Raw genomic sequence first — 1,310 nt, 5'->3', positions numbered from 1 at the left:
ACGACGGGGGCGCCCGGTGATCATCACCGGGCGCCCCCGTCGTCGTACAGGAGTGCCGACGTGCAGGAGTGCCGTCGTACAGGAGGGGGTGGGTCAGAGCTGTTCGATCACGTGGTCGACGCACTTCGTCAGGGCCTCGACGTCCGCCGGGTCGATCGCCGGGAACATCGCCACGCGGAGCTGGTTGCGGCCGAGCTTGCGGTAGGGCTCCGTGTCGACGATGCCGTTGGCGCGCAGGACCTTGGCGACGGCGGCGGCGTCGATGTCGTCCGAGAAGTCGATCGTGCCGATGACCTGCGAGCGCTTCGCCGGGTCGGTGACGAACGGGTTCGCGTACTTGACGTCCTCGGCCCAGCCGTACAGCGCGCGGGCCGAGGCGGCCGTACGCCGGACCGCCCAGTCCAGGCCGCCCTGGCCGTTGATCCACTCCAGCTGCTCGTTGAGGAGGAACAGGGTGGCGAGGGCCGGGGTGTTGTACGTCTGGTTCTTGCGCGAGTTGTCGATCGCGGTGGGGAGCGAGAAGAACTCCGGGATGTGGCGTCCGCTCGCGTGGATCCGCTCGGCGCGCTCGATCGCGGCCGGGGAGAACACGGCGAGCCAGAGGCCGCCGTCCGCCGCGAAGGACTTCTGCGGGGCGAAGTAGTAGACGTCCGTCTCGGCGATGTCGACGGGCAGACCGCCGGCGCCGGACGTGGCGTCCACGAGGACGAGGGAGCCCTCGTCGGCACCCGCTACGCGCTTGATCGGCGCGGCGACACCGGTGGACGTCTCGTTGTGCGTGAAGGCGTACGAGTCGACGCCCGCCTCGGCCGCCGGGTCCGGGTGGGTGCCCGGGTCCGAGGAGATGACGGTCGGGTCGGCGAGCCACGGGGCGAGCTTGGCGGCCTTCGCGAACTTCGAGCTGAACTCACCGAAGGTGAGGTGCTGCGACTTGTTCTCGATCAGACCGTGCGTCGCGACGTCCCAGAACGCGGTCGAGCCGCCGTTGCCGAGGACGACCTCGTAGCCCTCGGGGAGCTGGAACAGCTCGGAGATGCCCTCGCGCACCTTGCCGACCAGGTTCTTGACCGGGGCCTGGCGATGGGAGGTGCCGAGCAGGGAGCTACCGGTGGCGGCCAGCGCGTCCAGCGCTTCCGTCCGCACCTTGGAGGGGCCCGCGCCGAAACGTCCGTCGGCGGGCTTGATGTCAGCGGGAATCCGGATCTCAGCCACGGAATGAGCGTAGCCGCTCGGGGAAACGCGGAGGAAACGTCGTCCGTCCGGTGAGACGCGCTCCGCGGGTTCGGCGGAAGGGTGCGGGGGGTGGGGAG

General features: G+C 70.2%; 1 protein-coding gene. It reads right to left on the bottom strand.

Features of this window, described 5'->3' with window-relative positions; translation table 11 throughout:
- Positions 1–93 precede the first annotated feature (93 nt).
- Positions 94–1,212 carry a phosphoserine transaminase gene (gene serC, locus AOK08_RS38385; RefSeq protein WP_055534722.1) on the bottom strand — a complete coding sequence of 373 codons (1,119 nt, stop codon included), beginning with the start codon at positions 1,210–1,212 and terminating at the stop codon, positions 94–96.
- Between the last annotated feature and the right edge of the window lie 98 nt (positions 1,213–1,310).

Origin of the sequence: Streptomyces graminilatus (assembly GCF_001418565.1) — a bacterium.
In the GTDB taxonomy this organism is placed as follows: Bacteria; Actinomycetota; Actinomycetes; order Streptomycetales; family Streptomycetaceae; genus Streptomyces; species Streptomyces graminilatus.
The sequence above is the reverse complement of the archived record's forward strand: the minus strand, read 5'-3'. Positions and strand labels throughout refer to the sequence as shown.